The sequence below is a fragment of the Bradyrhizobium sp. 87 genome (assembly GCF_023073015.1).
Classification (GTDB): domain Bacteria; phylum Pseudomonadota; class Alphaproteobacteria; order Rhizobiales; family Xanthobacteraceae; genus Bradyrhizobium; species Bradyrhizobium canariense_D.
Genome location: NZ_JADPIQ010000022.1, coordinates 171,344 through 196,563 on the forward strand (window position 1 = coordinate 171,344; position 25,220 = coordinate 196,563).

The following is a 25,220-nucleotide window of genomic DNA, read 5'->3' on the forward strand; positions in this document are numbered from 1 at the left end:
GTTATGTTCCAACGCTAAGCGTGGTGCGCTGCTTGCGGAGCAGCGCGATCACCGACAGTGCCGTGATCAACCCGGTCTTGGGATTCTCGGAGGGGACGTTCTCGATTGACATCGAGAAGCGCGCGGAATCCGACTCGACCTCGATGCGATGAACATTGCGCGTCACGGTCGGGTCGGCCCAGATTTGCACCTGGGTGCGATCCGGCCCGACGCCCGCGAGCGACAGCGCGACCGCGACGTTGAGATTGGCCGGAAAGCCTTTCGCTGCCTCTCGCGCGGTCCCCTCGAACAGCTTGAGCGGCTCGCGCAGATTGTCGATATCGATGTTGTTCTGGACGATGAACGGCGCGCCCTTCAAGCCGTCGATCGGCTTGCGCGTCACCATCTTCACCGAGTGAATTGTGCCGATCGCGGCGGCGTTGACGGCGTCGAGCCCGATCAGCGCGCCGGTCGGCACGAGGATGCGGCCGCCATTGGCCCGGGCGAGATCGACGAGATCAAAATTGTCGAGCAGCCCACCGACGCTGACAACGACCGCGGCCCTGCCGCGTTTCACCGCGGGCTCGACGATCGCGCGGAGTTGGCTGCTCGGCGCGCACTCCACCACGATATCGGCGGCGTCGCCGAGCTGGTCGAGCGGCAGTAGGGATGGCGGACGACGCAGGCTGCCGAGCAATTTCTGATGCTTTGCAGGATCGCGCACCGCCACGGCGGAGAGCGTCAATCCCTCGATGCCCTGATCGAGCGCGGCGGCGATCTTGGTGCCGATCGAGCCGAGCCCCGCGACGGCAACCCGCAATTCGTTCGAAGCTGTCCGTTCAGCCATCGCATCACCCCTCTCGCCAAGTCGATGTCATAGCGCCTCAGGCGTCGCGCGCATAGCTGCGCAGGCGCGTCTCGAGCACGGAGAGCATTGCGTCGCGGGCGGGGTCGCGCGAGCCGCGCAGCCATGCGGCAGCGAGCGGCAGCCGGCCGACGGGCCCGATCTGCTTTGGCCGCAGCGGCACGAAGCGCACGCCTGACACCGCCATCCGCATGGTCCAGCGCGGCACGATCGCGACCCCGAGCCTGGTTGCGACGAGATTGATGATGGTCTGCTTCTCGTCGGCGACCTGCACGACGCGCGGCGTGAGGCCTGCCTGCTCGAATAGTCTTATCGTGAGGTCGTGGCTGTGCGGCCGCGAGCGACGATCCGGCACCAGCATCGCCTCCTCGGCGATCTCCGCCGGCGTGATCGACTTGCGTTTGGCCAGCGCGTGGCGCTGCGGGAAGGCCACGATGGCTGTTTCCTGCAGCAGATCGCGGAATTCGAGCCGCTTGTCCCGCTGAGCCGGTGGACGCACGAAGGCAAGATCGAGCGCGCCGGTCAGGATCTTTGGCAGCAGCCGGACGGTCTTCTCTTCCAGGAGCTGCACTGCGATATCGGGATGCTTTGCGCGAAAATCGCGCAGCAGCGCCGGTAACAGCCCCGCCGCGGCACTGTCGATGGCGCCGACCCGGAGTTTTCGAGCAGCCCCCGCGCGCGCGCGATTGCGCAGGTTGGTCTCGACCGCCTCGACGCGGGCGAGGATGGCACGGGCATCACGCAGCAGCGTCACGCCATCTTCCGTCAGCGACACCGCACGCGTCGTCCGCGCGAACAGCCGCGTGCCCAGATCCTGCTCCAGCAGCCTGATCTGGCGGCCGAGTGCGGAGGGCAGCATCTGGAGATGCTGCGCTGCGCGGCCGAAATGCAGCTGCTCGGCCGCCGCCACGAAGCATCGCAACTGATGCAATTCCATCTCGCTGTCCTCTGATCCCGTGACGGGATTATATCATTTTTTTGTATAAACCAGCGCCGATTGAGTCCCTGCCCCTCCCCGCCTAGGTTCGCTCGTGTCACGCAACCCCACCGACATCTGGACGGAGCCCTTCATGCGCACCCATTCGATTGCAGCGATCCCCGCGGACGGCATCGGCCCCGAGGTCATCTCCGCCGGCGTCCGCGTGCTGGAGGCGCTGGCCAACCGCAGCGGTGACCTCGCCTTCAACATCAAGACCTTCGACTGGGGTTCGGACTATTACAAGAAGCACGGCGTGATGATGCCGGCCGACGGTCTCGCGGAGCTCAAGAAATTCGACGCGATCTATTTCGGCGCGGTCGGTGCGCCCGACGTGCCCGATCACATCACGCTGTGGGGCCTGCGGCTGCCGATCTGCCAGGGCTTTGACCAATACGCCAATGTGCGGCCGACCAAGATCTTGCCGGGCGTCGCCTCGCCGCTGCGCAATGTCGGCGTCGGCGACCTCGACTGGGTGATCGTGCGCGAGAATTCCGAGGGCGAATATGCCGGCATGGGCGGCCGCGCCCACAGGGGTCTCCCCGAAGAGGTCGGCACCGAGGTCGCGGTGTTCACCCGCGTCGGCGTGACGCGGATCATGCGCTATGCATTCGAGCTGGCGCGGTCGCGCCCGCGCAAGTTCCTGACCGTGGTGACCAAGTCGAACGCGCAGCGCCATGGCATGGTGATGTGGGACGAGATCGCAGCCGAAGTCGCGGCCGAATTCCCCGATGTGACCTGGGACAAGATGCTGGTCGACGCCATGACGGTGCGCATGACGCTGCATCCGAAGAGCCTCGACACCATTGTCGCGACCAATTTGCACGCCGACGTCCTCTCCGACCTCGCCGGGGCGCTGGCGGGCAGCCTCGGCGTCGCGCCAACCGCCAATATCGACCCGCAGCGCCGCTTCCCCTCGATGTTCGAGCCGATCCACGGCTCGGCCTTCGACATCACCGGCAAGGGCATCGCCAATCCGGTCGCGACGTTCTGGACCGGCGCACAGATGCTGGAGCATCTGGGCGAGAAGGACGCGGCGGTGCGGTTGATGGCCGCGGTGGAGCGCGTCTGCGCGGCCGGCGTGCTGACGCCCGATGTCGGCGGCAAGGCGAGGACGAAGGACGTGACCGATGCCGTGATCGAAGCGATCCACGGATCGAACGTGTAATCCGAGCTACGTCAGCGGGAGGCGCCAGGGTTTCCGAAAAATTTTGAGCCCCCCTCTTGAAACCAAAACGGGCTTTTTTTATTTTTCCGCTGCCGCCGAGAGGTGGCGTTCCCGACGCCTGGTGGGTCGGGAAGCTGAGACGGGCACCGGTCGTGTCCGGTGTCGTTCGTATCCATTTTGCTCCTTGGAGGATCTGGCTATGCGCGCTTACGACTTCTCTCCCTTGTGGCGTTCGACCGTTGGTTTCGACCGCCTTTTCGACCTCGTTGAAACGGCACAGCGTGCCGGCGAGGACAACTATCCTCCCTACAACATCGAACGTCTCGGCGAGGATCGCTACCAGATTTCGCTTGCGATTGCGGGCTTCTCACCCAACGAGGTCGCGGTGACGGCCGAGCAGAACGCGGTGACCGTCGAGGGAAACAAGCCGGACAGAACTGAACGCGAGTATCTCTACCGGGGCATTTCCGCGCGGCCGTTCAAGCGGCAGTTTAACCTGGCCGAATATGTTCAGGTGCACAGCGCCTCGTTCGAAAACGGCCTGCTCAAGATCGAACTGGTCCGGGAAATCCCTGAAGCCATGAAGCCGCGGCGGATTGCGATCAATGCCGCGCCGTCCGGCAACGTGCATCAACTCGAGGGCAAAGCCGCCTGAATTCGGTCTGTCGGAGGCCCGGTGATCCCGCCCGATCGTCGGGCGGGATGGGCCATGGCCTTCGATCGCGTACCCGAATGCAAGTCAGAGGTTTTAGAGAAAGGAGGAGGACCTCTCATGCTCGATCATGCCGACAACATCATCGATCTGAACGCGATATTGCACCCTGGCTCCGTCTATGATCATCCCCGCGACGTCATAGCCGATCCAACTTTGTCGATCGGCGAGAAGCGCGCGATCCTAGCGTCCTGGGCTTCGGACGCAGCCAGTGTCGCCTCGAGCCCGACATTGCGGGAGCTGCCCGGCTCGGACAAAGCCGTCACCATCGACGAAATTCTGGAAGCGCTCGCGAGCCTCGACCACCATCCGAAGGGCCCTCCGGGCGGCAAGCCGGTCCGCACGCGATCCGTCGAACGAACCGGCCTCGCAGCCTAGGCAACGACAGCTCAACGGGGATTGCGATGATGCTTGATGAAGAGCTGGCCTTGTTGCGCGGCCACCGCAGCAACATCAGCCGCTATCAGCGGTTGCTCAAGACCGAGCTGACCGAGTTCGAACGGCGGTTCATCGAGAGACGTGTGTCCGAGGAGCGCTCGGCGATCGAGAAGCTCGCCGTCTCCGCCTTTCCGCTCACCTTTCAGGCTCCGAGCCGGGCGATGGGGAACGCCACCACGCGCCTGACGGCAAGCCGGCACGGGTGATCGACATGCCCGAACACCTCCCGACATTCGAAGTGTTCCTGAAGAAGTGCGGTCGAAGGACATGGCGATGGCGTGTCTGCACGACGGAAGGACGCCTGGTCATGCACGGCTTCGAAAATGGCCGACCCGCTGCCAAATATGCGGCTGACAGGGCCTTGTTTATGATGCTTCTCGCCGCGCCCTATCGCCCGGCGGGCCGGGCTTCCGCCACGGCTCGCTCCTCCTTGGCGACACCCGCATCAAGATGGCTGCCGCGGCACAAGATGCGTGAATGACAGGTGCCGCGAGGGATGGTGCCTGCATCAGCCCATCCCGACCATCTCCGTTGCTGACTGCTTACCGCCGTCCCGGCGGCGGGTTCGCCATAGCGGCTGTCGGCTCCGGCGGCGTCAGGTGGCGTGGAACGATGATGGACTGGCCGGGGGTGAGCGTCGCGTTCTCCGGCAGCGAGTTGCTCTGCGCCAGCGACCACAGCGGCACGCGATTGGCTGCCGCGATGCTCTCCATGGTGTCGCCGCGGCGCACCGGTAGCCGCACGCCACTGTCCCACAATTCGACGAGCGTATTCGCCGGCACGAGATAACGCAGCGGCACGGCATCCACCTGCGTCTGGGGCGGAATGCGCGGCAACTGCGTGACCATGTCGACGATCTGACGGTGGATGTCGTCGGACTTCTCGATGTTGATGTGGCTGACCCGCGCGTTCTCCTTCAGGTCATAGCTCGCATAGTGACCGCGATAGCCCGGCACCGCGACCACGTTGCCGCCGCCAAGCACGCTGTCGGAGAGATAGATGTTGATGAAGCGCTCGACATTGAGCGGCACGTCGCCGGTCGCATGCGCGGGATCGATGGTGATGACGAGGCTGATCGGGATGTTCTCCTTGGCCGCCATCTCGGAGATGACGATCGAGCAAAGCCCGCCCATCGAATGCCCCATCAGCACGATCGGCGCCGGCGCTTCCTTGTAGCTGGAGATCGCACGATCGCCGATCCATCGGCAGATGGTGAATTCATAGACGTTGGCCGAAAAGCCGGCCTGCGTCAGCTTCTCTTCGAGCCGGTCCATGCCGGTGGAGAAGAACGGCCCCATGGCGCCACGGAACAGGTAGATCTTCGGCGGCGGCAATGGCTCGAACGGTGGGGGCGGCGGCGCGGCGGGTGCGGCCGCGGCGGGCTTCGTCTTGGCAGGTGAGGCAGCGGTCGTCCCGGTGCTCAAGGCGAGCAGCGCAACGGCTGCCAGCGCGAGAAGTCGCCTCAAATCGATCATCAGTCCAGCAGTCCCACTCCGGGAGGCTGCAGCCTCCCCCAAAGGCGCTTAGTGACGGTCGATTGGGCGGAATTTGGGGCACGGAACCGGGGCTCGATCCGCGCTCATTCCAGCATCTCGCCCCCCAATCACTGCATGCTCTTGAGCCTGCTGCGGTGTGCGGCCTGTTTCGCGCGGTTGCCGCAGACCGCCATGATGCACCATCGTCGCGCGCGTCTGCGCGTGTGGTCAGCGAACAGCATGGTGCAGTTGTGCCCCTCGCACGCCTTGACGTTCGAAAAATCCTCGTCGCAAACGAACTTCGCCATGGCCTCGCCAACCGGCAGCAATAGCGCCTCCGGCGATCGCCAGCGCCGCCTCATTCGCAATGCCAGAGCGCCGCCATCGGCATGGCCCGGCTCGATCCGGCTGAACGCTTCGTCGCGCTCCAGCAGGCTGTTCAACGGATCGAGTTCGCGCAATGCATCCGTCGTGAGCGGTCGGCCTGCATGCTTGCGCACGAAGCCCCTGAACCATTCGCGCAAGGCGCGCGCCTGATCCGCAACCTTGTCCAGCTCGTCCGGCGTGGCGCGCGCCGTCAGCGCGTGCAGATCATCCGCGGGCACCAGCTTCGCCTGCGCCAGCCAGTCGATCAGGCCATGACCATCATCGATCCAGTCGACCGGCGTATCGAGCGGCGTCGCCACCGAGTTGAGGAAGTCGAGGCCGAGAGAGTCGGCGATGAACATGGCGGGCGGGCGGTCCATGAGCGGTCCTTGGCCGGTCGGGAGCATGGACTCAGATAACCTGATAGAACGGCGTTGACAAGTTACGGTAAGGAGACGTAACCTCTTAGTAGGCAATTTAGTGGTTACTAAGATGGAGAATGTCATGGCCGCAATCGCGTACCGCACCGCGGATGTCGAGGGCTTCAAGGTGTTCTATCGCGAGGCCGGTCGTGTCGGAGCGCCAAAACTCCTGCTGCTGCACGGCTTCCCCAGCGCAGGCCACATGTTTCGTGACCTCATTCCGCTGCTGGCGGACAGGTTTCATATCGTGGCGCCCGACCTTCCCGGCTTCGGCCAATCCGACATGCCTTCGCGCGAAAGCTTCCGTTACACGTTCGACAATTTCGCGCGCGTGATCGAACGCTTCACCGAAATGATCGGCTTCGACCGTTTCGCGGTCTACGTTTTCGATTACGGCGCGCCGACTGGTTTCCGGCTTGCGCTCAGTCACCCCGAGCGGATCACGGCAATCATCTCACAGAACGGCAACGCCTACGAGGAAGGGCTCAGCGACGACTGGACTCCGCTCAAGACCTATTGGCAGGATCCGTCGCCGGCCAATCGCGACGCGCTACGCGCGCTCCTCACGCCGGAAGCGACGCGCTGGCAGTACACGCATGGCGTCCCCGATCCGATGACCGTGTCACCGGACGGCCAGAACCTCGACAATTTCTACCTTGCGCGCCCGGGCTCGGACGACGTGCAGCTCGACCTGTTCGGCGACTACAAGAGCAACGTCGCGCTCTATCCGGCCTTCCAGGACTATTTCTGCAAGCACACGCCGCCGTTCCTCGCGGTCTGGGGCAAGAACGACCCATTCTTTATTCCGCCCGGCGCCGAAGCGTTCAAGCGCGATAATCCGAACGCCGTGGTGCAGTTCTTTGACACCGGTCATTTCGCGCTGGAGACGCACGCGAAGGAAATCGCGGACAGCATTCGTACCTTCCTGACGTAACGGGGGCTGTCCTCCGCGAAAGTTACGCCGCCAGGCTCTGCTGAGCGCGGAATGCGCTGATCGCCATATGGACGAGATGCAGCTTGCCTTTGACCGCCGGCGATATGTCGAAGGGATATGCATCGCTCATCCCGAGCGAGCGGTTGAGTTCGTTGATGCTGCGAGCAAGCGGCATCCACAGTGCCAGGAGTGCCTCGAAGTCGCTCTCGAGATAGGGATCCGTCAGGGTCTGCCGGGCGCGCTCGTCCAGCGCCAACGGCAAACCTGCGAGCGAGTCGAGCGTCGACACGATATGCAGGAAATGCGCGAACGTTTCCGCCCAATCCTCCCAGGGGTGGGACGTGGCGTACTCGCTGATGAAGCCGCTTCGGTCGTATGAACGATCGGCGCGGCTGTAATAGGAGTTGATCGCGGCCTGATAGTCCTGCGCCTGGTCACCGAAGATCAGCTTGAACGGGGCCTGGAATGTCGTGCCGTCGACGAGCAGGTCCCAATAGAAGTGACCGATCTCGTGCCGGAAATGCCCGAGCAGCGTGCGGTACGGCTCCCGGAACGCCACGCGGCGAGATTCTCGTTCGACATCGTCGGCCTCCCCAAGGTTGAGCGTGATCAGGCCCGAGAGATGCCCCGTCACGATCGGACCGACCTCGTCCGAAAGAATGTCGAAAGCCAATTCTGCGCCGTTGCGCGATGCGAGCGGAAGCTTGAGGCGACTGAGATCATAGAGAAGACGGCGCTTGGCTTCCTCCATAAGGCGCCAGAGCATGATGTTTCTGGTGCTGCCGAGGTTTGGAATTGTGCGCGTGAGGCGGCACGAGCCGCAATACCAGTCCGCGCCCTCGACACACCAGTTGCAGCCGATGATCTCGCGGTTACGGCAAGATTGATGGGATGCAAGCCTAGTCATCTCGATGCGCGAGGAGTCGAACGCCAGCTCAGTGCTGCAATTCGCGCACGCGATGTGCTCGAACGAGACAGGATGGCGGCATGACGGGCACTGAAAGATCTTCACGTGGACTGGCCCCAGACAGACGGCACACCGGAAGGCCGGCCTGTCAATTCGAGGAACTCTTGCACTTCGAGGAACTCTTGCGACCGTCGCTGTTGCCGGCGAGCAACGCACGCTGCGTCCGCAGCGCGTGCTGTCTTAACAAGCCGGCTCGCGTCGCGCTCAACTGGCTCGATTGAGGCTGCGGCTTTTTCTCAAGGACATTTTCGGAAACAGGCCGACCGGCCCACGTCCGCTCGGGCTGAACCGCCATGGGGCCGACGTTTCGTCCGCTTGTCATGCTGTAACAACACCAGATCGTACGCCGAGTTCCCTTCCTCGACCGGCGGGTGATCGAGCTTGGCTTGTGCAGATACGACAATGCCGCCGTCGGCGTGACGGCGGCATTGTCAATTCACCTGCTTGCGGCGAACGGCTTAATTCCGGGGAGCCGCTGCCGCCGCCGAGCGCGCCGACCTGGGCGCGCCGGGTTCGGCAACCGGAGCCGGTGCGCGCGATCGCATGATTGCGGCGTCGATCTCGGCAATCACGCGGCGCTGGATCGCTTCGTTCTTGTCGATCGAGATGTGGCCGACGCCGGAGCCGCGGACGTCGACATTGTCGAGCTTGCCGCGAAAACCGTCCGCGCGCTTCACCGGCTCGCCGGGGCCGTCGCCGATATAGATGTTGATGTAGCGCTCCGCGCCGGTCGACAGCTTGGTCTTGAACACGGAGTCGAGCCCGATCGCGAGTTTCACGGGCACGCCGAGACGGTTGAGCTTGGCGATCATGTCTGGCAGCGCAGTCGCGCCGGAGGAGTGCCCGACCAGTACGATGGTCTTGAGCCGGCCGGCCTTGTAGGCGGTCGCGGCCTCATCCGCGAGCGAGGACCAGGACACGAAATTCGCCACGGTCACCGGGATGCCCTGCGCCTGGAGCCGGGCGCCGATCGTGTCGAGCCCGAGCGAGAAGATGTTGAGCACGCCGCGGAGCAGGTAGACATGCGTGGTCGCGACGGCAGCCTGGCTTGGCGCCGCCGTGGCGGTGGTCGGGCTGATGGCAACAGCTGACAGCAGGAGCAGGCCCATCGCCCAGGCACGGAGGGCGGACAACTGGCTGACGCCAGCGGTGTGACGGCCGTTCGGTCTCATCGATCTTTTCCCTGGGAATATGCTTCGGCCGGAATCGTAGCCATGGCCTGCTCGCAGACGCAACAAAGAGCCGCGTGAACGACGATCTTAGCATCAAGCCGTGACCATCGCGCAACACTTGCCCGAAACCTGCCACGGAAGGAGCTGTTTCGAGGCCATTTTTCTCCCGCTAATTGCAGCCGCGCAAGGGCCTTCCTATGTCAGGGCTCCGCTGACCCGCCCCTCCCGGTAGGTTCCAGCCTCCCCTCCCCAGCCTTAGCCCCTCAGACTTGCGGCCATCATGTCCTCCATCATTTCCGTCGCCAATTTGTCGAAGACCTATGGGTCCGGCTTCAAGGCGCTCAAGAACGTCAATCTTGACATCACGCGCGGCGAAATCTTCGCCTTGCTCGGCCCCAACGGCGCCGGCAAGACCACGCTGATCTCGATCATCTGCGGCATTGCCAATCCGAGCGAAGGCAAGGTCCTCGTCGGCGGCGAGAACATCCAGACCTCCTATCGCAAGGCGCGCTCGCTGATCGGGCTGGTGCCGCAGGAATTGCACACCGATGCCTTCGAGAGCGTGTGGGCGACCGTGAGCTTCTCCCGCGGGCTGTTCGGCAAGCCGAAGAACCCCGATCATATCGAGAAGGTGCTGAAAGACCTCTCGCTGTGGGACAAGAAGGACAGCAAGATCATCACGCTCTCCGGCGGCATGAAGCGTCGCGTGATGATCGCCAAAGCGCTGTCGCACGAGCCGCAGATCCTGTTCCTGGACGAGCCGACCGCCGGGGTCGACGTCGAACTGCGCAAGGGCATGTGGGAGGTGGTGCGCACGCTCCAGCAATCCGGCGTCACCATCATCCTGACCACGCATTACATCGAGGAAGCCGAGGAGATGGCCGACCGCATCGGCGTCATCAACAAGGGCGAGATCGTGCTGATCGAGGACAAGGCCACCTTGATGCAGAAGCTCGGCAAGAAGCGGCTGACGCTGCATCTGCAAGGCAAGCTCGATGCGCTGCCGGAGAGCCTCAGGCATTACGAGCTCGACCTCTGCGACGGCGGCGCGACGCTGGTCTACGACTACGACACCAAGGGCGAGCGCACCGGCATCACCAGCCTGCTCGGCGATCTCCGTACAGCCGGCATCCGCTTCAACGATCTCGACACGACGCAATCGTCGCTCGAGGACATCTTCGTCGATCTCGTGAGGGCGTCATGAACTACCGCGCTGTCCGCGCCATCTACCTGTTCGAAATGGCGCGCACCTGGCGCACGCTGCTGCAAAGCATCGTCTCGCCGGTGGTCTCGACCTCGCTGTATTTCGTGGTGTTCGGCGCCGCGATCGGCTCGCGCATCAGCCAGGTCGAGGGCGTCAGCTACGGCACCTTCATCGTGCCGGGCCTGATCATGCTCTCGGTGCTGACGCAGAGCATCGCCAACGCCTCGTTCGGCATCTACTTCCCGAAATTCACCGGCACGATCTACGAGATCCTGTCGGCGCCGATCTCCTATTTCGAGATCGTGCTCGGCTATGTCGGCGCGGCCGCGACCAAATCGATCATCCTCGGCCTGATCATCCTCGCCACGGCTGGCCTGTTCGTGCCGCTGCACATCCATCATCCGGTCTGGATGCTGGCCTTCCTTGTGCTGACGGCGGTGACGTTCAGCCTGTTCGGCTTCATCATCGGCATCTGGGCCGACGGATTCGAAAAGCTGCAGATGATCCCGATGCTGGTGGTGACGCCGTTGACCTTCCTCGGCGGCAGCTTCTATTCCATCGACATGCTGCCGCCCGCCTGGCGCACGGTGGCGCTGCTCAATCCGGTCGTCTATCTGATCTCCGGCTTCCGCTGGAGCTTCTACGAGATCGCGGACGTCAGCATGGCCGTCAGCATCGGCATGACAACGGCGTTCCTGGTGATCTGCCTGGTCGTGATCTGGTGGATTTTCCGCACGGGATATCGGTTGAAGAACTGATCCGGCCGTCATTCCGGGGGGCACGCGCGCGCCCCGGAATCGCAAGCTCTACCGATAGCAGTGGAAGCGGTTGTATCCGTCGTAATAGCCGCGACACCGACGGTGGCCGCGATGGGGAATGCCGAACACCCCCTCGACCGCGCCGACGGCACCGCCGACACCGGCGCCGACCGCGCCCCCAACCACGCCGCCGACGGGGCCGGCGATCCGGTTGCCTTCGTAAGAACCTTCCTGGGCGCCCCGAACGATGCCTTGGGCATGGCCAGGCTGGGGGACGCAGGACAGCGCGGCCAGAACGGCGGCGCCAGCGAAGAGCACACGGAAAGGCAGACCAGCCGGCCGAGAAGCGGCGGCGACGCAGACTTTGTTCATCTTCATTCCCAAAGGTAAAACCGGCCGCGGAAGCGGCCGGTCGAGGCAGCGATCGTCAACGCCGATGCGGCCAAATGGTTGCGCCCCGGATGGTTGCACCATTGTGATGAATTGTCGGCGTTGTGAACGCATCTCCCGCTCGCGAAAATGTCAGCGCTGCCGCTCGCTTTGCGGCACAAAGCGGCCTTGCTTACGCCGGGCGTCCCGTTAACGATGGCAATAAGGTTTGCTTTGCAGGCCGCTGGAACGAAAGCGCGATTGCAGGCATAATGCACGCCGGGGGACGGAGAGCCGCGGCGCCTAGTATGAACAGGCCGGAGGCCACGAGTCAGATGCGTTCGTTTTTTATTGCTTTCACCTCCCTGATGCTTTTGAGCGCGGGCGCCGCGCAGGCCAAGGTCGACATCACCGTCGACAAGGACAATCAGCAGATGACCGTCGCCGTCGACGGCGTCGCGCGCTACCACTGGCCGGTGTCGACAGGCATCCCCTCGCGGGAGACGCCGAACGGCGCGTTCCGCGCCTTCCGCATGGAAGAGGATCACTATTCCAAGGAATTCGACGACGCGCCGATGCCGCACGCGATCTTCTTCACCAAGGTCGGGCACGCCATCCACGGCACCGACTCGGTCGGCCGGCTCGGCACGCCCGCCTCGCATGGCTGCGTGCGGCTGTCGCGCCAGAATGCCACCACGCTCTACGCGCTGGTGCAGCAGCAGGGCGTGCTCAACACCACGGTAACGCTGACCGGCTCGGCGCAGGTGGCGCTCGCCCGCAATCCGCGTGGCCGCAATCCCACGGCAGTGGCCCGCGCGCCGCAGCCCGCCGAAGAGCAGTACGCCACATCAGGCGATCCCGTGAACCTGACGCCTCAGGCCGCACCTGCCCGCCGCTACATGCCGCAAGACGACAACTACATCTATCCGGCCGACGGCAGCGACACCGGCGCGCGCTACCCCGCGCCGCGCGGCAGCCGCCCGCTCTATGACGCACAGGTCTATCAGCCGCAGCCGCAGCAATACTACAATCAGGGCTACGGCCAGCAGGGCACCTACTATCAGCCGCAGCCCCGGCAGGTTTACCAACCGCGTGGCTATTACTACCAGAACTGACCTATCTGGACGCGGCGTTGCCGCGCCAGCGAATCAGAAAGCCGCTGCCGCGACGGGCGCTTGCCGCAATCGACCGCAGGAAATAACGCCAGCCTTGTGCACGGATTGGGCACCGGCCGACGCAAGGAAGCAACAGTCCACAACCTTCAACGCAGCGGCGTTCCGACCAAATTGACAACCAGGGGGTCGCCCCTATTGTCGTTCCCATTGTTTCTGGGACATGACATGACACGCGAGCAGATTTCGGATTTCTGCGTTACCGCCCTGGCAAATATCCTGCGAATTTCGAGCGACCGCGTCGATATCGGCACGAAATTCAGCCGCCTCGGCCTCGATTCGGCGATGCTGGTCTACCTGATGATGGAACTCGAGGAGAAGCTCGACCTCGAGCTGTCGACGGACGACTTCTACGACCATCCGACCGTTGAGGCGTTGTCGCGGTTTCTCGCCGACAAGCGCGCAATCCGCCCCGCCGCCTGAGGGCGGTTGAAGTCGGCGCAACCCATGGAAACCTTCCGCTCGCTCGTGGCATTGCTGGCCCGGCGTGCGGCGGAGCAGGCCGACGACCGCGCCTATGTCTTCGTCTCCGATCGCGGGACGGAGGACGCTGTCCTCAGCTTTCGACAGCTGCACGATGCCGCGGGCGCGCTCGCGTCGCGACTGACCGTGGCCGCGCGTCCCGGCGATCGCGCCATCCTGGTGTTTCCGCCCGGCATCGAATTCATGGTGGCGTTCTTCGGCTGTCTGATGGCCGGCATCATCGCCGTGCCGATGATGATGCCGCGGCGAAACGGAGCGCGCGATGCCAGCGCCGCGATCCTCGCCAATTGCACGCCGGCGGTGGCGCTGACCAATTCGGCCGTCGCGCTCCGCGGTGATTTGCGGGCACGCTTCGCGCATGAGCACATTCGCTGGATCGAGGTCGATCTCGCCGCGGCCGAAGGTGAGACAATCGAACTACCCGAGCCGGCGCCGGACGACATCGCCTTCCTGCAATACACCTCCGGCTCGACGTCCGCGCCCAAAGGCGTAATGGTGAGCCACGCCAATCTGCTCGCCAATCTCGAGATGATCCGGCTCGCGCTCGGCAACAGCCGGCAATCGACTTACGTCAATTGGGTGCCGCTCTATCACGACATGGGGCTGATCCTGAACGCGCTGCAAGCGCTCTATGTCGGCGCGACCTGCGTACTGATGGCGCCGAACGCGTTCATGCAGCGGCCGCTCGGCTGGCTGCGCGCGATCGCGCGTTATCGCGCGGAAGTGGCATGCAGCCCGAACTTCGGCTTCGATTTCTGCGTCAGCCGCTATCGCGCCGACCAGATGGAAGGCATCGAGCTGTCCTCGCTCAGGATCGCACTGAACGGCGCAGAACCGGTGCATGCGGAAACCATCGAGCGGTTCATCCAGACATTTGCGCCCCACGGCTTCGATCCGCGCGCAATGTATCCCGCCTACGGAATGGCGGAAGCGACGCTCCTGATTTCCGGCGGACGCCGTGGCGGCGGTCATGTCACACGCAGCGTGAGCCGCACGGCGCTGCAGGCGCATGCGGCGCAGGCGCCTTCCGACGCCGAAGATACACAGGTCGCCGTCGGCTGCGGGCGCCCGCTCACCGGCGAACGGATCGCCATCGTGGACGCGGACAACCGCACGCGGCTGCCCGCGGACCGCGTCGGTGAGATATGGTGGGGCCAATATTGCCCGCGCCTATTGGCGCAACGACGAGGCGACGCGCGAGGGGCTCAATGCGCAGATTGCCGGCGAAGACGGAGCGTGGCTGCGCACCGGCGACCTCGGCTTCATCGACGTCACAGGCGAATTGTTCGTCACGGGACGGATCAAGGACCTCATCATCATCCGTGGCATCAACCATTATCCGCAGGACGTGGAGCGCACGGTGCAATCGCTCAATGGAGCTTTGCGCGAAAACTGCGGCGCGGCGTTCTCGGTGCCGGACGAGACCGGCGAAGAAATGCTCGTCATCGTCCAGGAAATCGAGCGCACCGCGCGCCACTCGATCGACACCGAAGCGATCAAGGGCCGAATTCGCGAGGCCGTCGCCGACAACCACGAACTCTCCGCGCGTCACATCGCGCTGATCCGGCCCGGCACGCTGCCGAAGACCACCAGCGGCAAGATCCAGCGCAAGCTGGCACGCAAGCTCTGGCTCGATGGCGGGTTCGAACAGCTCGGCTGAGACGATTCAGAAATCGATCTTCGCGCTCTCCCCATCGCGCAGGCTCGCATCGATCCCCTGCTCGATCTTGCGCGCGAGAATTGGGCGATAATGGATGAAGTCGGCAAAATTGGCGCGGTCGCGCGTGAGATCGTTGTCGACGCGATAGCTGATGAAATTGCTGCGCGGTCGGCCCGCGACCACTTTCTTCAGCGCGGCATCGCAGGCGCTGCGCTCCAAGGCGGCTTCCGTACCGGGCTTCGGCACGGTGGTCGCCAAGGTCGGCGGCACGATGATGACGACGGGCACATCGGCCGGCAATGCCCTGACGATATCTGCCAGCGCAGCGATCTCGGGAAATGTCGCCCGCATCTCGGCAGACGAGGCCGGCGCCGGATCCCTGGGCCAGCCGACTTCTTTGAATTGGCCCGGCGGCCAGATGTCCTCGTAGCTGACAAAGCCGTCGGGGTTCATCCTTGGTCGCCGGCCAAGGCCGATGCTGATGCGTTGAAAGGCGTGCTCGATGGCCTGCCAGGAGATCAGGCGTGCAGCGTAAGTGACGACGGTTCTGTCATAGAACCAGTCGGGGAATGGGACGCCGCCCTCCTCCTTCGCCCGTGCATGCGTGCACCAGCCAGGGTCAGTCACGATCACCAGTGCGCCGACCTCCCGGTGATTCCGCAGGAAGAAGTCCAGCACCGCGAGTTCCTGGCGGGGGAACGCACCGGTCATGTAGAGCTGCACGAATCGCAGGCCGGTTGCGCGCGACAATTCCGCCGGCTCGATCATCTGCGCCGTCGAATTACCCAGGATCGCGGCATTGAAATCCGGATCCCGCGCGCGGCTCGCGGCCGTGATTTTGGTCAGACGATTATCGACGCCGTCGATGCCAAGCAGGCCGAGCTTGCCGCTGTCATAGGGATCGACCGCCACCATCAGTGCGAGCACCAGCAGCGCAGCCCCGATCAGCGTGCCCAGACACGCCAGCAAGCTCCGGCCCCAGCCGGGATCGGTCTCAGAACTTGAAGTAGACGAACTCATGGAGATCCCGACCACCCATGTGAAGCAGCAATGCGAATAGCCCAAGACCGAGCAGACCCGCGAGCCACGGATTGGGACGGCGCGTGAGCACCGCCACGATGTCCTGGCTCGCCGGCAGCAGGAAGGCGAACAGCGGCGCTGCGATTAGCGGCCACAAATGCTTTCCGCGCTCGAGCGGGAGCCGCGAAGCCAGTCCGGCGAAGACATGCCAGGCCGCCTCCACCGATCCTGCACGAAAGATCACGCCGGTCGCGAGCACGAACAGCACGGTAAGCGCCCAGCCGAGCCATGACGGGAACTCCGGGCCATAGCGACGCCACAGCGTGCAGGCGACCAGCGCAAGCCCGTGCAGCACGCCCCACAGCACGAAGGTCCAGCTCGCGCCGTGCCAGAGGCCACACAGCGCCATCGTGATCATCATCGCGCCGAAAAACTGCACCGGCAGCCAGCGCCGCGGCAGCAGGCGCAGATTGACCAGCGGATAAAACACGTAATCGCGCAGGAACAGCATCAGGGTGATGTGCCAGCGCTGCCAGAAATCCTGGATGTTGGTCGAGCGCAGCGGCGCATCGAAATTGTACGGCAGCTGCACGCCGAACAGCAGGCCGAGGCCGATCGCGACGTCGGAATAGCCGGAGAAATCGAACAGGATCTGGAAGGAGAAGCAGAAGGCGAGCCAGGCGTCACCGCCCGCGAGCGGCCCGTTCGCGGCCTGCGCGTAGATGGGATCGAGCAGATGCGCGAGGCCGTCGGCGATCACGATTTTCTCGAACAGGCCGATCGCGATGAAGCAGGTGGCGATGCAGAACTGACGCTGCCAGCCCGGAACGTAGACCTGCCTGCCGAACTGATGCATCACCTCCGACCAGCGCGCCAGGGGGCCGGCGATCGCCTGCGGGAAGAAGGCGATGTAGAGCGCATAGCGGTCGAACGCATAGAGCGGCGCCCTGCCGCGCTTCAGGTCGACCAGATACATGATGTGATGGAAGGTGAAGAAGGAGATGCCGAGCGGCAGCCCGACGTCGAGCACCGGCAGCGTCGTACCGAGCACGAGACCCAGATTAGCGAGAACGAAGTTGGCGTATTTGAACAGGGCCAGCACCGCGAGATCGAGCCCGATCACCAGCGTCAGCAGCGCCGGCCATTTCACGCGCCCATAGGCAACCGAGGCGAGCCAGTTGATCGCGATCGAGCCGATCAGGAGCAGGATGAAGGACGGGCTGCCCCAGGCATAGAAGGCGAGCGACAGCGCGACCTGCACGCCGATACGCAAGCCCGGATAGGGATCGGCCAAGCGATAGATCAGCAGCGCCGCGGGCAGGAAGACCAGGAGAAAGGGATAGTCGTTGAACAGCATCGGTTCACAGCCGCGCCATCGCCGGCGTGAGCCGGCGGATGATGCTCAGCCCGTTTCGAGGTCGGGCGCAGCGTCACCCGGCTGCCGCAGCATGCGTCGCGCAATCTTCTCCTCGCTCGGCACCTTGACGTCCCAGGCCAGTCCCAGCGCTTCCAGCGCCCGGATGAAGACAAAGCCCGGATCGAACTCGAACCAGCGCAAGCCGAAGGCCGCGGAATAGGGAAAGGCGTGGTGGTTGTTGTGCCAGCCCTCGCCCCAGGCAAGCCAGGCCACCACGCCGAGATTGCGGCTGTTGTCGTCGCGGGTGACGAACGGCTGCGCGCCAAAGCTGTGCATGACGGAGTTGATGGCCGACATGGTCTGCTCGACCACGAACATGCGCACCACGCCGCCCCAGAGCAAGCCGGTCAGTGCGCCCCACGGGCTCATGGTGGCGAGGCCGCCGATCGCGGCCGGCAGCACCAGGCCGAGACCGACCCAACTGTAATAGTAGCTGTTGACGGCAACCAGCCTGCGATCCGCCATCAGGTCCGGGACATAGTGCGCAACATTGGGATAATCGTGCGCGATCATCCAGGTCAAATGCGCGTGCAGGAAGCCGCGCAGGCGGCCGAATGCGCCCTCGCCGTGCAGCCGCGGCGAATGCAGATCGCCGTCGTGATCGGACAATTCGTGGTGCCGGCGGTGCATTGCCGCCCAGGACAGCATGGGGCCGCGGCCGGCCATCGATCCCATCACGACCAGGATCGCACTCATCGCCGTGGAGGTCGCGAAGGCGCGGTGGGTGAAGAGCCGGTGATAGCCGACGGTAAGGCCGAGGCCGGTGACCAGCCAGAAGCCGACGGACAGGCCAAGCTCCATCGCGCCGATCGGGCGGTAGAACAGAAGGACCAGCGCCAGCAGCGTGCCGACGAAGGGCAAAACGTCGAAGATCATGAAATGCCGGCGCTGCATCCGGCGAAAATGCCGGCTGCGGATAATTCGATGATCGCGTTGCTGCTGCACGGGCGGGATTCCAGGGCACCGACTATGAGTACATACCCCCGCGGCGGGCGCAACCCAAGCCACCGCCCAAGGTTTCAACAGCCAGGAAAGCCTATACAATAGGACGGACGCGCCAAACGCGTTGAAATATCGCCCCTTTCCCCTTGCCCCATGAGCCACCATGCCGTCACGTGCTGCGACGATCTTGACCGTACTGTCACTTCTCATTGCGGGACCGGCCATGGGATTCGATTCGGCATTTGATTCGGCTTTCGACCTCGAGGCCCATCGCGGCGGGCGGGCACTGCTGCCGGAAAACACGCTTCCGGCCTTCGCCAACGCGCTGTCGATCGGCGTGGACACGCTGGAGCTCGATGTCGGCATCACCGCCGACGGCGAAGTCGTCGTCTCGCATGAGCGCGGGCTCAATCCTGATATCACGCGGGATGCGAGCGGCGCCTACGTCACGCCTCCCGGCACGCCCTTCGTGAAACTGCGGCTCGCCGACGTCAGGACCTATGACGTCGGCCAGATCCGGCCAGACAGCCCTTACGCGAAGCAATTCCCCGACCAGCGCGCCATGCCCGGGACCCGTATTCCGACCTTGAGCGAGCTGTTCGCGCTGGTGCGCAAATCCGGCAATACGCGCGTGCGCTTCAACATCGAGACCAAGATCGATCCGAACCATCCGGACGAGACGCTCGATCCGCAATCTTTCGTCACCAAACTGCTCGGCGTGATCGAAGCCGAGAAATTCTCCGACCGCGTCATGATCCAGTCGTTCGACTGGCGGACCCTGCTGCTCGTCCAGCAGCGGGCACCAAAGATGCCGACGGTGTACCTGACGCTCCAGCGCGGCTCGGGCCAGACGGTGGCGCTGGACAAGGCGACCAATTGGACGGCGGGCTTCAGCCCGGCCGATCACGGCGGGTCGCTGCCGCGGACCATCAAGGCGGCGGGCGGCGCGGTCTGGTCACCCTATTTCGGCGATGTGACCGCGGCACTGATCGCCGAGGCCCATGCGCTCGGGCTGCATGTCGTGGTCTGGACGGTCAACAAACCCGAAGACATGGCGCGCATGATCGAGATCGGCGTCGACGGGATCATCTCCGACAGGCCCGATTTGTTGCGGCAGGTCGCTGGCGAGAAGGCAATCGCGTTGCCCGCGGGGACGCCGGTGGAGCCGTAGAAGCGGGCCCTACTCCCCGTCCCGCAAGCGCCGGTACAGCGCGCCCAAAATGTTGGAGTAATCGTCGGTCCAGACCCGCACCCGGTCGTCGGCTTCGGTCTGCTCCCATGTTTTCGACGATGCGAGCCTGCCGACGTCGGCATCCTCGCGGGCGGAGATGACGACGTCGGTCGAGAAGATGTAGTCACCATCGCGCCCGGAATCCTCGTTGTAGACCCAGCTCTTGAGATCGTTGGCATCGGCGATACCGACCACGACCGTCTCGAGATCGAGGTGGCGGTTGGAGACGTGCATCACCACGGCGCCGTGCGGAGCGAGCTTGTCCTTGTAGATCTTCATCGCCTCTTCGGTCGCAAGATGGATCGGGATCGCATCCGACGAATAGGCATCGACGATGATGAGATCATAGGCACCGTCCGGCTCCTTCGCGAAGGTGAGGCGGGCATCGCCGATCACCGGCTTCAGGCCCGGCATGCAGCTCGAGATGTAGCGGAAATTCTTCGGATCGCTTGCCGCGTCGACCATGGACTGATCGATCTCGAAGAATGTCCAGCTCTCGCCGGGCTCGGCGGCGCAGGCGAGCGTGCCCGATCCGACGCCGATCGCCGCGACCTTCAGCGGCGCGCCCTTGCGCTCGCGCATCGCGGTCACGGCCTGACCGATGCCGCCGTCCTTGTGATAGTAGGTGATCGGCTCCGGCCGGCCGGTGACCGGCGTGCCGTCATTGTTGAGGAAGCGCTCGGCGCCGTGAATCGTGGTGCCGTGCATCAGCACGTGGAAATAGCCGCCGGGCGTCACCACGATCTTGTGCACGCCGAAGAAGCTGCGCACCGTGGTGACGCGGCCTTCGTCCGCCGGATAAACCCGGATCAACGCCAGCGCGAGCGCGACGGTGGCGAATATCTTCCAGCGGCCGGCGTTGACCGCCAGCGCCAGCAGCGCGGCGAGCACGCCGACGCCGCCGGCCATCCAGACCCGGTGATCCTCGAACCAGGTCGATAGCCCGCCCGTCGTGGTGGACGGCACAACGAGCACGACGGCGAGCGCGGCAAGCGCCAGCCAGTACCATTTGACGATGCCCGCCAGCCGCTCGTTCGCGGGCGGCCGGCACAGCGCGGCAAGCGCAACCAGGATCGGATATTCGGCGATCCAGGAGAATGTGAACGGCGCAAGGAGCCCTGCGAACAGGCCGCCGACCATGCCGCCGAACGATAGCGCGACATAGAATCCGGTGAGATATTTGGCGGCCGGCCGGGTTCGCGCCAATTCGCCGTGGCAGGCCATCGCGATGACGAAGAAGCACAATTGATGACCGCCGAGCGTCAGCAGCAGGTTCTGTTCGCCGCCGAACGCCAGCAGGAAGACGACGCCCGCGATCGCGACCGGCTGGAGCATCAGCATCCATTTGTGCGGCAGTAACGGCCGCGACTGGAACACCACCACCCAGGTCAGGAGATACAGCGACAGCGGCAGCACCCACAGCAGCGGCGCTGCCGCAACATCGGTCGAGATGTGCGCGGTGACGGCGATGAGCAGGCCGGACGGCACTCCGGCGAGGAATATCCAGCGCAGCCGCGTCATGAGACCGGGCGCCGGCGCATTCAAATCCTCGGTTCGCGCATCGACCATGGCCAGTTTCGGCGAGCGCAACAGCAGCACGCCGCAGGCGGCGATCAGGACGATCAGAATGCCGTAACCGCCGGTCCAGAGCCGGTTCTGCGTGTGCAGCGTGAACATCGGCTCCAGCAGGAACGGATAGGACAGCAGGGCGAGGAAGCTGCCGATGTTGGAGGACGCATAGAGGAAATAGGGATCGTGTCCGGCAGGATGCCCGGTGCGGACGAACCAGGCCTGCAGCAACGGATTGTTGGCGGCAAGCGCGAAGAACGGCAGCCCGATCGAGATCACGAACAGACCGAGCAGCCAGATCGCGTAGCCCGAAGCGGGCGGATCGCCATAGGCCGAGGCGATGCCGAGCGGCAACGTGACGAACGCCGTGATCAGCAGCAGGAGATGCACCACCACCGGAACGATGCGGTTCCTCACCTGCATCAACAAATGCGCATAGGCGTAGCCCGCCAGCAGCAGCGACTGGAAGAACACCATCGCCACCGACCACACCGCCGGCGAGCCGCCGAGCCGCGGCAGGACCATTTTCGTGAACAGCGGCTGCACCGAGAACAGCAACAGCGCGCTGACGAAGATCGCGGCGGTGTAGACCGTCAGCAGCAGCCGGTTGCGTGACGAGGACGGCTGCTCCGTGGCGGCGGGTTGCACGATCGAATCCATGGAAGCTCCAGCCCCGGCGGGCGCCGGGCGCGCGCAATGGAGCACAAGGCGCCTGAACGGGCAATAAAGGGTCTCGTGATGTTGCAGCGGGGAATGCTTGATATACAGATGTCCCGAGCCCGGTCGTTCAGACCATCCCGGAATGGGCGTGGAACAGCTGACCCCTTCATGATCGAAACCGACGTCATCATCATCGGCGCTGGCCATAACGGCCTCACCTGCGCGGCCTATCTCGCGATGGCCGGCTTGCGCGTGCGCGTGGTCGAGCGCCGCAAGGTGGTCGGCGGGGCCGCGGTCACGGAGGAATTTCATCCCGGCTTCCGCAATTCGGTCGCGGCCTACACCGTGAGCCTGCTCAATCCGCTGGTGATCCGTGACTTGAAGCTGGCCGAACAGGGCCTGCGCATCGTCGAACGGCGCGCGCAGAATTTTCTGCCCGCCCCCGACGGCAGCTATCTTCTCACCGGCGAGGGGCGGACGCAGGCGTCCGTCGCCCGGCTGAGCCCGCATGACGCAAATGCACTCGACGGGTTTTCGCGCGAACTGGAAGATATCGCCGACGTGCTTCGGCAATTCGTGCTGCGCGCGCCGCCAAACCTGCTCGATGGTTTCGGCACGGCCTCGATCCGCGAAGCCGTGAACGCATTCCAGAGCGCCAACATCCTGCGCGGGCTGTCGCTGGAGCAGAGCCGCAGCCTGCTCGATCTCTTCACCCGCTCGGCCGGCGAGATGCTGGACGAACGTTTCGAGCATGATCTGGTCAAGGCGCTGTTCGGCTTCGATGCCATCGTCGGCAATTATGCCAGCCCCTACGCCGCGGGCTCGGCCTATGTGATGCTGCATCACGCCTTCGGCGAGGTGAACGGCAAGAAGGGCGTCTGGGGTCACGCCATCGGCGGCATGGGTGCGATCACGCAGGCCATGGCGCGCGCCGCACGCGACCGCGGCGTTGTGATCGACACCGATGCAGGCGTGCGCGAGGTCATCGTCGAGCGCGATCGCGCGGTCGGCGTGGCGCTGGAGAACGGTACGACCATCCGCGCGAAATATGTCGCAGCCAACGTCAATCCGAAACTGCTCTACACGCGGCTGGTCGCCGCCGATGCGCTTCCCCAAGACTTCCTCGCCCGCATCCGGCACTGGAAGAACGGCTCCGGCACCTTCCGCATGAACGTGGCGCTGGACCGCCTGCCCTCCTTCACGGCGCTGCCGGGCGACGGCGATCATCTCACCTCCGGCATTATCCTGGCCCCTGATCTCGGCTACATGGACCGCGCCTTTTTCGATGCCCGCGCGCACGGCTGGAGCCGGGAGCCGGTCGTGGAAATGCTGATCCCCTCGACGCTCGACGACACGCTCGCGCCCGCAGGACACCACGTCGCAAGCCTGTTCTGCCAGCACGTCGCGCCGGAGCTTCCCGATGGGAAGTCGTGGGACGACCATCGCGACGAGGTTGCCGACCTCATGATCGCGACGGTGGACAAATACGCGCCGGGTTTTGCGACAAGCGTGCTCGGCCGCCAGATCCTGTCACCGCTCGACCTCGAACGGCAGTTCGGCCTGCTCGGCGGCGACATCTTCCACGGCGCGCTGACGCTGAACCAGCTGTTTTCGGCGCGGCCGATGCTGGGCCACGCCGATTATCGCGGGCCCGTGAAGGGCCTCTATCATTGCGGCTCCGGCGCCCACCCCGGCGGCGGCGTCACCGGCGCGCCTGGCCACAACGCCGCCCAGGCAATCCTGAGGGATCACCGGTCGTTGTTCGGAAGCCGTGGATAAGCCTGTGGATGGGCTGTGGACAGACTGTTGGCAAAGCTGTGAAAGGGCGGTGGGTTATGCCCCTTCAAAGCCTGCTACAAATCGGTGGAAAATCCGGGAATGAGCGGCGGGATAATCCGTGGACAAAGTCCGGACAAACCAGCGGGTAGCCTGTGGGCATTCTGTGAAAACCTCTCCCCAAAACGACTTCGCCCGCCAGGGGGCAATTCCCCCGGCGGGCGCGGCTCGAAAGCAGTCGTATGGAGAATTGCCCCGCCGGGAATGGGAGGCGGAAATTACTTTAAGGAGCTGCTAATCGAAGTGAACTTGTCGTTCATGGTGGTGCCCAGTCCGTTCACGACGGTGATGATCGCCAGCGCGATGCCGGCTGCGATCAGGCCGTACTCGATTGCGGTTGCACCTGAATCGTCGGTCCAGAATTTCAAAATCATGCGCTTCAAGTCTCGCCTCCTTTTCCATTTCAAGCTGTGTGGGTTGCCCAACACCCGCAAATCTACGTGGCACAACCTGCGGTCGGGTTAACCTCATAAATGCAAGTTATTAGAAAAATCGGGAACAAAAGTTCCAAAAATTGAACCGGACGGAACCCTGAGATGCAGCCTGCCCCCACCCATCGCGCCAATTTTTCGATCGGCAGCGAGATCGCCGCAAGGCGCATTGTCGACGTCCTCACCGAAATGTTCTTCGAGGATGATGCGGCGGTCGCCGCCTTCGAGCAGCCGAACGGACAGTGGGACGTCGCGCTGCATTTCGCCCACGCGCCGGACCGGGCGTGGCTGCGCGAACTCGTTGCAACATCAGCAGGAAATGAGATCGCGGACACGCTGGCCTTCGACACCGTCGAAGCCAGGGACTGGGTCAAGTCGAGCCTGGAAGATCTCGTCCCGGTGCCGGCCGGGCGCTTCGTCGTCCACGGCAGCCATGACCGCGACCGCGTGGCCCCGAACAAGCTCGCCATCGAGATCGAGGCGGCTCTCGCCTTCGGCACTGGCCATCACGGCACCACACGCGGCTGTTTACTCCTGCTTGACCATGTCCTGAAACGCACCCGGCCGGACCGCGTGCTCGACCTCGGTACCGGGACCGGCGTGCTCGGGATAGCGGCGGCGAAAGCGCTGCATCGCGCGGTGCTGGCCTCCGACATCGACCCGGCCTCGGTCAAGGTGGCAGCCGAGAACGCCGTGTTGAACGAGGTCGGTCACCATGTGCGAGTGATCCGCGCCATCGGCTTCGCGGCGGCTGATTTCGGCAGACGCGGCCCGTTCGACCTGGTGCTGGCCAACATCCTTGCCAATCCGTTACGGCAATTGGCGGGCCCGATGACGCGCCACCTCGCCCCTGGCGGGCGCGTCATCCTCTCCGGCCTGTTGACGCCCCAGGTCCCCGCCGTGATCGCCGCCTACCGCGCGCGCGGCCTCGTGCCTCTGAAGCACATGCGAATCCAGGGATGGAGCAGCCTGTTGCTGCGGAAGATGGGGTGAG

Annotated in this window: 25 protein-coding genes and 1 pseudogene; 14 read left to right on the top strand and 12 right to left on the bottom strand. The window is 64.3% G+C overall.

Translation table 11 applies throughout. The features are described from left to right. Position 1: 1 nt before the first annotated feature. Positions 2-826: an aspartate dehydrogenase gene (locus IVB50_RS05325; protein ID WP_247294827.1), complete on the bottom strand. Its 825-nt coding sequence runs from the start codon at positions 824-826 to the stop codon at positions 2-4. Between the two features lie 37 nt (positions 827-863). Further along, positions 864-1,781, bottom strand: a complete 918-nt coding sequence (locus IVB50_RS05330; RefSeq protein WP_018454277.1) for a LysR family transcriptional regulator — start codon at positions 1,779-1,781, stop codon at positions 864-866. A gap of 133 nt (positions 1,782-1,914) precedes the next feature. On the opposite strand from IVB50_RS05330, the gene IVB50_RS05335 reads away from it, so the two are divergent. From IVB50_RS05335 to IVB50_RS05350, 4 genes are all read left to right on the top strand, one after another. Further along, the gene (locus IVB50_RS05335) at positions 1,915-2,988 is read left to right on the top strand and encodes a tartrate dehydrogenase (RefSeq protein WP_247294829.1); all 1,074 of its coding nucleotides are present in this window, start codon (positions 1,915-1,917) and stop codon (positions 2,986-2,988) included. Between the two features lie 199 nt (positions 2,989-3,187). Then, positions 3,188-3,643: an Hsp20 family protein gene (locus IVB50_RS05340; RefSeq protein WP_247295145.1), complete on the top strand. Its 456-nt coding sequence runs from the start codon at positions 3,188-3,190 to the stop codon at positions 3,641-3,643. A 117-nt stretch (positions 3,644-3,760) separates the two neighbouring features. Continuing rightward, a complete protein-coding gene (locus IVB50_RS05345) occupies positions 3,761-4,078 on the top strand; it encodes a hypothetical protein (RefSeq protein ID WP_018454274.1) in 318 nt (105 codons plus the stop codon). A 26-nt stretch (positions 4,079-4,104) separates the two neighbouring features. Next, entirely contained in the window at positions 4,105-4,344 is a 240-nt protein-coding gene (locus IVB50_RS05350; RefSeq protein WP_018454273.1) for a hypothetical protein, read from the top strand. A gap of 336 nt (positions 4,345-4,680) precedes the next feature. Here the strand turns inward: IVB50_RS05350 and IVB50_RS05355 are convergent, their stop codons facing one another. Next, positions 4,681-5,613, bottom strand: coding sequence for a LysM peptidoglycan-binding domain-containing protein (locus IVB50_RS05355; RefSeq protein WP_247294832.1), 933 nt, complete (start codon positions 5,611-5,613; stop codon positions 4,681-4,683). A 128-nt stretch (positions 5,614-5,741) separates the two neighbouring features. Then, on the bottom strand, positions 5,742-6,359 hold the full coding sequence (locus IVB50_RS05360) for an ABATE domain-containing protein (RefSeq protein ID WP_247295147.1): 618 nt from the start codon (positions 6,357-6,359) through the stop codon (positions 5,742-5,744). A 124-nt stretch (positions 6,360-6,483) separates the two neighbouring features. On the opposite strand from IVB50_RS05360, the gene IVB50_RS05365 reads away from it, so the two are divergent. Further along, positions 6,484-7,335 (top strand): alpha/beta hydrolase, encoded by an 852-nt coding sequence (locus IVB50_RS05365; protein ID WP_247294835.1) that lies wholly within the window; start codon positions 6,484-6,486, stop codon positions 7,333-7,335. 22 nt (positions 7,336-7,357) lie between these two features. Here IVB50_RS05365 and IVB50_RS05370 read toward each other — a convergent pair whose 3' ends face one another. Continuing rightward, entirely contained in the window at positions 7,358-8,458 is a 1,101-nt protein-coding gene (locus tag IVB50_RS05370) for a putative zinc-binding metallopeptidase (protein ID WP_346770966.1), read from the bottom strand. 302 nt (positions 8,459-8,760) lie between these two features. After that, positions 8,761-9,474: a hypothetical protein gene (locus tag IVB50_RS05375; protein ID WP_247294840.1), complete on the bottom strand. Its 714-nt coding sequence runs from the start codon at positions 9,472-9,474 to the stop codon at positions 8,761-8,763. 280 nt (positions 9,475-9,754) lie between these two features. Between IVB50_RS05375 and IVB50_RS05380 the strand changes: the two genes are divergently transcribed. Beyond that, positions 9,755-10,678, top strand: a complete 924-nt coding sequence (locus IVB50_RS05380) for an ABC transporter ATP-binding protein (RefSeq protein WP_018454267.1) — start codon at positions 9,755-9,757, stop codon at positions 10,676-10,678. Beyond that, positions 10,675-11,436 (top strand): ABC transporter permease, encoded by a 762-nt coding sequence (locus tag IVB50_RS05385; RefSeq protein ID WP_018454266.1) that lies wholly within the window; start codon positions 10,675-10,677, stop codon positions 11,434-11,436. The genes IVB50_RS05380 and IVB50_RS05385 overlap by 4 nt, the downstream gene beginning before the upstream one ends. A 48-nt stretch (positions 11,437-11,484) precedes the next feature. On the opposite strand, the gene IVB50_RS05390 is transcribed toward IVB50_RS05385, so the two are convergent. Beyond that, positions 11,485-11,808 (bottom strand): hypothetical protein, encoded by a 324-nt coding sequence (locus tag IVB50_RS05390; protein ID WP_085349135.1) that lies wholly within the window; start codon positions 11,806-11,808, stop codon positions 11,485-11,487. A gap of 305 nt (positions 11,809-12,113) precedes the next feature. On the opposite strand from IVB50_RS05390, the gene IVB50_RS05395 reads away from it, so the two are divergent. From IVB50_RS05395 to IVB50_RS42650, 4 genes and pseudogenes are all read left to right on the top strand, one after another. Further along, complete coding sequence (locus tag IVB50_RS05395) at positions 12,114-12,920, top strand: L,D-transpeptidase (protein WP_085349071.1); 807 nt, start codon at positions 12,114-12,116, stop codon at positions 12,918-12,920. Between the two features lie 60 nt (positions 12,921-12,980). Beyond that, a complete protein-coding gene (locus tag IVB50_RS05400) occupies positions 12,981-13,400 on the top strand; it encodes an acyl carrier protein (RefSeq protein ID WP_231190427.1) in 420 nt (139 codons plus the stop codon). Positions 13,401-13,424: 24 nt separating this feature from the next. Then, positions 13,425-14,555: pseudogene (locus IVB50_RS05405) on the top strand (AMP-binding protein); the annotation flags it as partial. 43 nt (positions 14,556-14,598) lie between these two features. Then, positions 14,599-15,120 (top strand): hypothetical protein, encoded by a 522-nt coding sequence (locus tag IVB50_RS42650; protein ID WP_346770967.1) that lies wholly within the window; start codon positions 14,599-14,601, stop codon positions 15,118-15,120. Positions 15,121-15,126: 6 nt separating this feature from the next. Here the strand turns inward: IVB50_RS42650 and IVB50_RS05410 are convergent, their stop codons facing one another. Genes IVB50_RS05410 through IVB50_RS05420 form a run of 3 tightly spaced genes read right to left on the bottom strand, consistent with a single transcriptional unit; the run spans position 15,127 to position 18,502 of the window. Continuing rightward, positions 15,127-16,089, bottom strand: a complete 963-nt coding sequence (locus IVB50_RS05410; protein WP_247294842.1) for a hypothetical protein — start codon at positions 16,087-16,089, stop codon at positions 15,127-15,129. A gap of 25 nt (positions 16,090-16,114) precedes the next feature. Then, positions 16,115-17,497, bottom strand: coding sequence for an MBOAT family O-acyltransferase (locus IVB50_RS05415; protein ID WP_247294845.1), 1,383 nt, complete (start codon positions 17,495-17,497; stop codon positions 16,115-16,117). Between the two features lie 45 nt (positions 17,498-17,542). Then, a complete protein-coding gene (locus IVB50_RS05420; protein WP_247294847.1) occupies positions 17,543-18,502 on the bottom strand; it encodes a fatty acid desaturase in 960 nt (319 codons plus the stop codon). 220 nt (positions 18,503-18,722) lie between these two features. On the opposite strand from IVB50_RS05420, the gene IVB50_RS05425 reads away from it, so the two are divergent. Next, on the top strand, positions 18,723-19,670 hold the full coding sequence (locus tag IVB50_RS05425) for a glycerophosphodiester phosphodiesterase (protein ID WP_247294849.1): 948 nt from the start codon (positions 18,723-18,725) through the stop codon (positions 19,668-19,670). Positions 19,671-19,679: 9 nt separating this feature from the next. Here the strand turns inward: IVB50_RS05425 and IVB50_RS05430 are convergent, their stop codons facing one another. Further along, a complete protein-coding gene (locus IVB50_RS05430) occupies positions 19,680-21,959 on the bottom strand; it encodes a fused MFS/spermidine synthase (protein WP_018454256.1) in 2,280 nt (759 codons plus the stop codon). A gap of 168 nt (positions 21,960-22,127) precedes the next feature. Here IVB50_RS05430 and IVB50_RS05435 point away from each other — a divergent pair, with 168 nt between their 5' ends. Next, positions 22,128-23,738 (top strand): NAD(P)/FAD-dependent oxidoreductase, encoded by a 1,611-nt coding sequence (locus IVB50_RS05435; RefSeq protein WP_085385411.1) that lies wholly within the window; start codon positions 22,128-22,130, stop codon positions 23,736-23,738. Between the two features lie 275 nt (positions 23,739-24,013). Here the strand turns inward: IVB50_RS05435 and IVB50_RS05440 are convergent, their stop codons facing one another. Then, positions 24,014-24,178, bottom strand: coding sequence for a Flp family type IVb pilin (locus IVB50_RS05440; protein WP_018454254.1), 165 nt, complete (start codon positions 24,176-24,178; stop codon positions 24,014-24,016). 153 nt (positions 24,179-24,331) lie between these two features. Between IVB50_RS05440 and IVB50_RS05445 the strand changes: the two genes are divergently transcribed. Next, entirely contained in the window at positions 24,332-25,219 is an 888-nt protein-coding gene (locus tag IVB50_RS05445) for a 50S ribosomal protein L11 methyltransferase (RefSeq protein WP_018454253.1), read from the top strand. Position 25,220: the final 1 nt, after the last annotated feature.